Source organism: Vibrio echinoideorum, assembly GCF_024347455.1.
Lineage (GTDB): Bacteria > Pseudomonadota > Gammaproteobacteria > Enterobacterales > Vibrionaceae > Vibrio > Vibrio echinoideorum.
On the sequence record NZ_AP025484.1, the window covers coordinates 744,790 to 753,988 of the forward strand.

General features: G+C 42.7%; 6 protein-coding genes. All 6 read right to left on the bottom strand.

Features of this window, described 5'->3' with window-relative positions; genetic code table 11:
- Positions 1-6: 6 nt before the first annotated feature.
- The 6 genes from OCV36_RS19675 to OCV36_RS19700 are packed head-to-tail and all read right to left on the bottom strand — an operon-like array spanning position 7 to position 9,079.
- Positions 7-2,157: an ATP-binding cassette domain-containing protein gene (locus tag OCV36_RS19675; RefSeq protein WP_135456899.1), complete on the bottom strand. Its 2,151-nt coding sequence runs from the start codon at positions 2,155-2,157 to the stop codon at positions 7-9.
- The gene (locus tag OCV36_RS19680) at positions 2,157-3,740 is read right to left on the bottom strand and encodes an ABC transporter transmembrane domain-containing protein (RefSeq protein ID WP_135456901.1); all 1,584 of its coding nucleotides are present in this window, start codon (positions 3,738-3,740) and stop codon (positions 2,157-2,159) included. The genes OCV36_RS19675 and OCV36_RS19680 overlap by 1 nt, the downstream gene beginning before the upstream one ends.
- Positions 3,730-5,154, bottom strand: coding sequence for a TolC family protein (locus tag OCV36_RS19685; protein ID WP_135456904.1), 1,425 nt, complete (start codon positions 5,152-5,154; stop codon positions 3,730-3,732). Before OCV36_RS19685 ends, OCV36_RS19680 begins: the two co-directional genes overlap by 11 nt.
- Complete coding sequence (locus OCV36_RS19690; RefSeq protein ID WP_135456906.1) at positions 5,129-7,360, bottom strand: ATP-binding response regulator; 2,232 nt, start codon at positions 7,358-7,360, stop codon at positions 5,129-5,131. The genes OCV36_RS19685 and OCV36_RS19690 overlap by 26 nt, the downstream gene beginning before the upstream one ends.
- A gap of 3 nt (positions 7,361-7,363) precedes the next feature.
- Positions 7,364-8,713, bottom strand: a complete 1,350-nt coding sequence (locus OCV36_RS19695) for an HlyD family type I secretion periplasmic adaptor subunit (protein WP_135456908.1) — start codon at positions 8,711-8,713, stop codon at positions 7,364-7,366.
- Between the two features lie 3 nt (positions 8,714-8,716).
- A complete protein-coding gene (locus OCV36_RS19700; RefSeq protein ID WP_017073944.1) occupies positions 8,717-9,079 on the bottom strand; it encodes a hypothetical protein in 363 nt (120 codons plus the stop codon).
- Positions 9,080-9,199 lie beyond the last annotated feature (120 nt).

Here is a 9,199-nt window from a genome sequence, read left to right on the forward strand (position 1 = left end):
GAAGTTTTAACTCAAACTGTTTAAGTATTTGTCTGTTAAGCCAAAATATTTCAAATTCCCGTCTGATTCTAAGACTAAACTCATGTTTGATGTGGCGATCAAACCAGGATCATTGGTGGAAAAAATCACCGTTTTATTCAGAAGTTTATCGGTGAACAAACGATTAAAATACTGTGCATTTTCATTTTCATTTTCATTTTCAGAGCCGTTGAAGGGTTCATCAATGATGATCAGAGATTGCTCACAGTTACCTAGGCCAAGCGCTAAGCGCAGTTTTTGCTGAATTCCGTTGGGAAGACTTTTACATTTATCCACGCTTAATTGTGTTGCTAAGCCTTCTGGTAGCCATTCATCTAACTCGAAGAAGCTCACCATCTCTTGCATCTTATCTGTTGGAATGAGCCCATTGTGTAGAATGAAGTTGGTTTCTAAAGAGCCCTCAAAAATGTGTAGATTAAAAGGGATGTAGTTAATCGATGTACGATATCGATAACTGTTAAATTGCTTAATGTTGTAACCATCGACGGACACTGCGCCTTGATAGCGATCTTCCAACCCTGCAATGATAGAAATTAGCGTTGTTTTTCCGCAACCTGTCGGGCCACAGATGACCACTTTTGCACTGGGTGGGATTTTGAAACCAAGGTTGGTTAAGCCTGTTGCGGCCCCGGTGTAACGGTGGCTTACACCACTGCCCACAATACTGCCTTGGAACAGGCGAATAGGCGGACTTTTCTCTAGCGTTAGCTTATCGTCATTCATCGACATCAAATTGTTTATTTGTGCGGATGAAGCCTTGATGGACTGAAATTTAGAAATTGAGTTATAGATGCCCATGATTGGTCCTAATGCTTTCCAAACCAGAATAACAGTCGCGAGCATGGCACCAGCATCTGAAGTGCCTTCCATTACTCCAATCACTGCAGTCACGATACTGGCAGTACCAATCACTTGAATCAAACTACCACCCGCAGCCTGAATTTTACTGTTTGTCACAGCTACGTTCTCGGCATCACTGGTACTTTGCATATGCGAAGCGCTAAAGCGAGATTGAACCACACGTAGTAGAGGCAAGCCTTGAATGGTCTTGATGCCACGAAGAATTTCATTCCACTGGTAAGACACCATCGCGTTAGCTCGAGAGCTTTTAGATGTGGCTTGTGAGTAGATATAGCGTGAGTAAACACAAAACACCAACATCAAGATTAAGCCGCCCATCACCACAAGGGCTGCTGTGCCAGACATCAGAGCAATCGCAATGATGAATACAATCACAAATGGCATATCAAAATAGCTTAGGGTGGATTCTGCAGTCACTAATCGACGGAAGGTGTCGATATCTTTCAAGCGAGCTAACTGGGATGAAACCCCAGCGGTTGATGTCATCGCGTAGGGCAGCCAAAGAAGCTTCGATATTACGGCTTGGGATATGTGTACCGCGAGATCTTTACCGGAGGTCGCAATGATGTTGACCCGCATCTTTTTAAAGAAGTATTCCGAGAAACCAACAATGACGGCAAACAAGGTCAACCAATAGAGCGTTGCTTGAGAACTCGAGGTGAGTGCAAAGTTATACACGCTCATAATGAAGAAAGGCTGCAACGCTCCTAAGATACTGATCACAAAGCTCAGGATGATTAGGCTTTTGAGTTCATTGTTGTAGCGGTAAAAAGCGTATTTTATCCAATTACTTCTATCTTGGGATTCGGGTGGGGGTTCGCGAAACAGACGAGAATATTCACTAATTGCAATCAGTAAGCAGGGCTTCTTACACATTGGATATTCAATGGTGTTGTTGTTCGTGTAATCGAACAAAAGCAACTTGCCATCTTTGGTCCCCAAAAAGATGGCATTAAGGTTTTCTATCTCAATAAAGCATGGGTGAGGGTGCTTATCGATATTCTCGAGTGTTTTAAGCTTAGTGACATCACAACGATACCCTAGGCGTTCTATGGTTGCGGTAAAACTATCGCTGTCTTTCGGTTTTGGAATAAAGGCGTCACTGAGGATAGAAGGAGTCCCTTCCCATTCAAGAGCTATTAAGGTGTAGGCCAACCCTCGAATCAGAGGTGATTGGTTGTAGCGTTCGTCATACCCGCTTGATTCAAAATCTGCTACGCGCTGTGGAACATTGTTGAAGTCTACTAGGATACTCATTATTCACCTCCCGTAAGTTTGACACGTTTGAGGCGATGGTTAAGTTTGTCCATTTTATTGCTGGCGATAATCAGGATTTTGTCATTGGCACGATAAGCGGTACTGGTTAACACCACGCGCGCAAATTCATCATCAAAGACACAATCGATGTCGTCGAATATTAAGACGCGTTTACTGGCGAGCAGAGCGCGGACTAACAACAAAGCGTAACCGACTTGGCGCGAGAATGGATTGCGCATATGGCCTTTGATTTCAGTGTAAAAGCCGGCCGGAAGTGCATCTATTTGTGCTTTGATGTTCATGGTTTCACATAACGCAAACGCAGTGTTATTCAAACTCGGTCGAAAGCAGGTCAGATTATCAATAATGGATCCTTCTACGAACGAACTGGTTTTATCTACCATTAGCACGCTGTTACGCCACACGTTGTAGTTAACATCATCTAGACGCGTGTCGTTAATCATTATTTCTAGTTTGCTATCATTGTTTTGTCGCGTAATACAGTTGGCTAAGTGTGTCTTGCCTGCACCACTCTTACCTGTGAGCAGGTAGGCTTGTCCCAGTTCAAACTCGATACGTTGTTTGTCAGAGTACTTGATTGAAATACGTTCAACTTCTGTTGTCTCATGTTGATGCTCAACAGAGGCTGCCAGTTCAAGTAGTTCCGCGATACGTTGTATATGGAGCTTATTTAATTCCCAGCGGCTCGCAGTACGCATTACTTGTTGGTAAGGCGCGAAGTAACGGTTGGTCAGCATAATGATAGCTGCCATGATGCCTTGGCTTGATTCCATGTTGATAACCGCGGTTGCTAAAACCACAACCACACAAGCAATCGAGAGTTGTTGTATCAGCGCCAAGATCAAACCAAAATTCGATTCAATTTGTTCATATTTGATGTTCTCAACTTCACGCTCTTCGACCATTTGTGTCATCAAACTTTCAACTCGGTATTCCATGTTTCGCGCTTTAATATCAAGTGGGCTAGAGATGATTTCAATGATTTTAGAGGTAGTTAAACCTTCAATATCAGACTTGTTTTGTAGGCTATCAATCTTTTGTTTAGATAGGCTCCAAGCGAAAATAGCTAAGATAGCCGAGGCAATCAAAAGCGTAACGCCAGCCCATATGTTGATCAGACCGATGATGAGGATGGTTATTATGCTGACGGCAAGGTTGATTAAGGCTCGAACCGATTCTCCACCAAAAAAGGTTTTAAGTTCGGGAATGGTTGAGATTCGTTCTAGGTATTCACCTGGTTCTAAGCGGCGAAATTTAGAAATTTCAGCCAAACAAATGGATTGGAAGACCTTGTTGGTTAAGTTAGTCTCAAACTGTCTCATGATTACGGAAGAAATCTTCTCTTCCTGACTTTTCAGATGGTAGTCGAGGAAGATGGAAATCAAGATAATCGCGAACAACAAGAACAACGTGTCTTGTGCTTGGTTGGGCAAGACTCGGTCGAAAATGATCAGAATCGAGAAGGGCAGCACCAAACCAAATAGTGTTGAAATGATTGTCGAGAAAGTCAGATAGCATTTATCTGCCATGTTGATTTTTTGAGAAAATTGCTCAGTTTGCATTGCTAACTCCTTTTCTCAAAGACGACGTTGAGAGCAGGTGTTTAGGCACTAATTCTTGATTGTTTCGACCTTCGATGTCACACATTAGCTGCATAACACTCTCTATAGACTGCACGGAAAGCACGCCTTTAACCTGCTCAAGCTTGATGGTTTCGATGATGTAGTCGTAACGTGCGCTTTCATAGTCTCTTAACGCGCTGAACAATTTACTTTCTGCGGCAAGCAAATCGGTGATAGTACGCGTGCCTAACTGGTACGCCCTTTGGATACCTTTGTAAGAGGCATAGTTAGCGCGAATGATGTTTTCGTAACTGCTTATAGACTGTGAGAAATCGTTAATGTTGAGAACTGATGTGTTAACGCTGTTGCGTGTGGTGTATAGCGAGTCTTGGTAAAGCAATTCAGTTCTTTCAATGGCAGTTGAAGATTTTTGATATCCATAATAGTCAGAACCACCTGACAAGATAGGTACAGCGAGATTCAGCCCTACGCTTGTTGAGTTGCTTTCGCCGGTCGCTGTTATGTCGGTTTTGTCGTAGTTATTGGCATCATCGTGACGATAGCTGGCTGAAAGCGAAACGGTAGGTAAGAAGTTCGAACCGCTTTCTTTTAAGCTTCTTCGGCTTCTTTCGACGTTTTTCTTTGCTACTAACAAGTCGTTATTGAGCTTTAAGGCTTGATCCATGATCGTGCGCTGTTCGGTTTCATTTATTTCCTTTAACGGGACACTTTCATATATATCTTGTGATGGCGTAATAGGGTACTGAATTTGAATAGACAGCCCGTTAAGAATGACACGACGATCTTTCTGCAAGGTTCTTAATCGATTCGACACACCTTCTTTTTGAGCAATAACTTCGTACAGTTCACTGGCCGCTGTATTTCCTAGCTCTACGTTACGTCGCATCTGATGTTCACGAGTCTCAGACGATTTAAGCTCAACCTTAGTCGCTTTGATTTGAGCGTTGTTTTTCAGGTATTCAAAATACTGTGAACCGATTTCCGAAATAGTGCTTTGAATTTTGTTCTCATGTTTAATCTCTTCAATATTGAAGTCGAGCTTTGCTGTTCCGTATTTGAAAATATCGCCAAGGTTGAATACTGATTGGGAAAGGGAAAGACTGTAGCTGTTTGAGTTATAGCTTGAGGTCTCATCAGGCACACTTGATAACAAGGTTTCATTTTCGTTCCAGGTGGTATCGGCTGCACCATTAAGCGAAGGGAGAAACTTAGATCGGCTGACGCCAATGTTGTACTCGTTTTCTTCAACCCCCTTGTTGCTCGCACGAAGAGAAAGACTGTTTTGTAGGCCAAGCTCTACCGCCTCAAGCAGGGTCGTCGCCGATGCTGAAAGTGTTGTGCTGAGTGCAAGCGCAGCCATAATGCTGCTAGTTAAGTTTCTGTACCGCCACATACTTGTTGATCACCTTGATGATTTGGTCGCTCTTGTAAGGTTTGCTGATCACGTAATCCATTCCGGCTTCAATACAAGCCTGGTGTTCGTTACTGCTGGTCAATGCGGTTGCACCTATGATGGTACAAGGGTTTTTCTCGTTCTCTTGTTCAAACTGTCGAATCCGCTTTGTCGCTTCAATACCGCCCATGCCTGGCATGATGCAATCCATGAAAATGATGTCAGATCGTTGATTCATGAAGTGTTTCACAGCGTCGGCACCATCACCCACAGTGTCTGGTTCATACTCTTGTTTGGTCAGGATTCGTTTAAGTAAGATCTGCTGAACTCGGTCGTCCTCTACGATAAGGAATGAGCTGTTCTCCATTTGTTCTTCTGATGCTTCCGCTTCCATAATGGTCAACAAGTTAGGGATGAACTCATAAGGAATCGCAGGGGAGTTGATGATTTTATCGACGAAGCTGTGACACTCTTGAGCGTGTTGGGTGCTGGTTACTGATAGCAATAGCTTGGTATGTGGGTGATTTTTAAGTTGGGATTTCACCGTTTTACAAAGCGATGGCAACTTGTTTGCCTCAAACGTATCAGTCAGCATAATCGCATCGTATTCACCGAAGGTTTTCGCTGCTGAAAATAGCTCATTTGCGGTACGAACCTCGGTGATATCAAGCCCTAAGTTCGAAAGCATTTTCTTCATCACATCAATGCGAACTTGAGTGTTGGCGCAGAGTAATAAACGCTTGCCGTCGAAGCGAGTTTTCTCTGTGTGGAAATTCTTAGCTTTTAGATCAAGCTCGATCTGGAAACGTTCCTGAGTGCCCGATTGGAACCAATGGCTTTCGTAATACCCGTAATCTTTCAATACGCTTTTCGCCAAGTCATCTGTATTGGCGGTATGGTCTTTGTGTGCACTCCAATGCAGCTTGTTCAATTTGGCAACCGAGACATCAAGTGTTGATAGGAAGTTGAGATTAATGGTGACACGCGTATTTTCCATATCAGAAGCGGCGCCGGACTCTATCGTCACAAATAACTTCTTATTCGACTTGAGTTGAATGGCATTGGAAAGTTGTAAGAACAGTATCCAGAACAAGCTGGTGGATTGGCCTTCAACACGATTGGGTAAATTGTCAGAAATAAAGCAGTCGAGCTGACCTTCATTACGTTGCACTTTTGCGCTGATATGAATCATCAACTCAGACAACACGCTCAGAAGCGAAAACTCTTTCGATTTACTTTCTGTCCCTTGTGAAATCAATCGGTTATAGTTTTCAGCGAGCTCAGATAAGGTGTTACACGCAGAGGTAATATCTTTCGCCATCAATACACCATTTTCATCGGTTTCTTGAACGAGATATTGCACACCACCATTAATGGTGTTGGTGATTCCACGAATCTCATAGCCGATTAGCGCATACAGCTGTTTATAGAGGTCGTTGTTGCGCTTCTGGTCTTCTAATTTACTGAAGATCAATTTGAGGTGAGAGTAAATCTGGCGTTGTTTAGGATTGATGCTTACTTCGTTAAGAAGTTCTTCTAGTCTTTGTAAATCTAAGTGTTTGAGCTCTTGGTACAGAGCATCGAATTCATAGTCGATTTCTCGTTCATTCGAACTGGATTTCTTCAGTTTCAACATCGCGACTGAGTTAGATAAAACCGTAATCACAGTTAATATCAGAACCACCATAAACAACCAGATAAAGAACTCGTTTTTCTCAGACATCAAGTCGCTCGCATGGTTGTTAAACATGGTGCGATAGTTATCATCCATTTGTAGGTAGTTGTTAGTCAGTGATAAATACAAGTCCAAAACATCGTTACGGGCTTTCACGCTGTCAGAAAATCGGTTAATCGCCAATTCAAGTTGCGTATATTCGGTCGCACCAACCAAACTGAATTCGGTTTTGTTCAATGAAGCCAAAGACCGAAATTCATCAATTTCACCTTTCAAAATAGAAAGGTTCAATTCACGGGTACTGCAGTTATTAGCTTTTAGGCATTGCTGTAAGGTTTGAATATCGAGCTCTATGGTTTGATTTAACTGTTGGGCTTGTATCAGCAGCGGGGCGTTTTGCACTTGCGCGACGGAATCTACTTTTGACCAAGAAAAGTACAAATAGAAAGCGAGCGCCGCCAGTACGACGCTAAACCCTATGCTAAGACGTAGCGCTGGAACTGAAATGTTGTATGAAGGTTTTCCGCTCATTGACTACCTCTCATCGAATGCATCTTCAATGGCAGACATCACAGGTTTCGCTGCGTATTCGATTACGCGACGCGAGCCTGTTTTTACATCGGCGGTAAATTCCATGTAAGGCGATAGTTTGTATTGTGTGCCTCCTCGCTCAAGAAAGTTTCGGTCAATTTCGATCTCTGCTAAATAGAATTCGGCATCTTCCTCTTCATATGATGAACGGCTGATTGAGGCGATCGTTCCCTCAACAAATCCGTATTTTGCAAAGTTATAAGTGTCCATTTTTACTTTCACAGCCTGACCAATTTCAACAAACCCCATGTCTTTACGAGGGATCTTTGCTTCTCCGTGTAGGGAGTTATTAATCGGTGCAATGTCAGCGATACTCTCACCTGGTGGAATTACTGCCGAGCGGAAGTTGAAGTGCAATTTATCGACCACACCATCAACCGGAGAGTAGACGACTAATCGATCAACCTTGTCGGAATGTTGTGGTTGTAAGATTCGTTTAAGCTTGAGGTCTTTATTCGCCTGAATGATTTGTGCTTGGTACTCTGAGTTTCGATTCTCAACCAAGTCTCGGTGCTGCTTTTCAAGTTTGTCGAGCTGAAAACGTTCATTCATGACCGACTCATCGAGGTTTTCAATCTCACGTACCATATTGGATTCTTGTACTTTCATGTTCAGAACGTCGACATACGAAGCCATCTCTTCTTTATAAAGCGTGTTTTTGATGTTGAGTTGTTTGCGAATGAGCGATAGTTGGTTCTCTGAACTTTTACGACGCTTAAGCATCGATTTAATCAGAGAACTCTTGTGTTTGATATCGTGTGTAATGAGCTCTTCGTTAGAGCGGTTTTTAGAGAACTCTTGCTGCCACGTATTCATGTTTACCTGAACTTGTTCCGGAAACCTTTCGATGTAAGAAGCAAAGTTTGGTTCGATCATGTCACGCAGGCTTTCATAACGAATTTTGTCTAGCTCTAGCTGAGTAATTTCGGTATTCACGGTATCGAGTTGTGTGTTGCGGTCTAATGAGCGTATTCGTGCGATTGGTTGTCCTTCATAAACAACTTCTCCTTTTCGGACTAACATCTCTTCCAATATGCCGCCTTCTAAGTGTTGAACTTTCTCGACGTCGGATTCCAGTAGCAATTCACCGCGCACAGAAACGACAATGTCGATACGTGCTTGTGACGCTACAGCGATAGCGACCAAAGCGAGCAGAAAGATGATGAGCAACGTTTTGTGAACGCTGGTCATGGCACTGGCGAGCACGATGGTGTCATCCGCTGTTACCTTAGACGCTTCGTTATTAGAAACGAGCGCTTTTCTAAGGTGATGCTCTATTTGGTTATTGCTCATGACCTACCTCGATGACTTGTCATCTATTACTTCCTTAATATCCAACAAGTGATTGATCTGTCGATTGACATTTTGTAGCTCAGTTTTTACATCCTCTAAAAGCGCTTCAGGCGCAGGGAAGTGGTGTTTACTCAAATGTTCCAATTTGGCCATCTTGGGTGGTAGGTCTTGGTCGCAGAGCAAAGTTAAGATGCTTTTCAGTTTTTTTGAGTAACTGCTGAGCTCATCAAAACGCTGCTTGTCATGGAGAGTATCTATGTTCATATCTGCGTCTGAAAAATCTTGATAAAAGTCGCCTAACAACAATTGCAGCCCTTTGTGGTTGTTGCCGATTGAACGCAACAAATTCGTCATGTCTATCATCATTCCACTGCCTTAATTGCTTTAATCACAATAACTAAGGATCTTTAAAGACAGTTTTCAAATTTTTTTTCATTCTTTATGTATAAAAAGAAAAATATGAAAAAAGTTGTATAAAAACTTGGT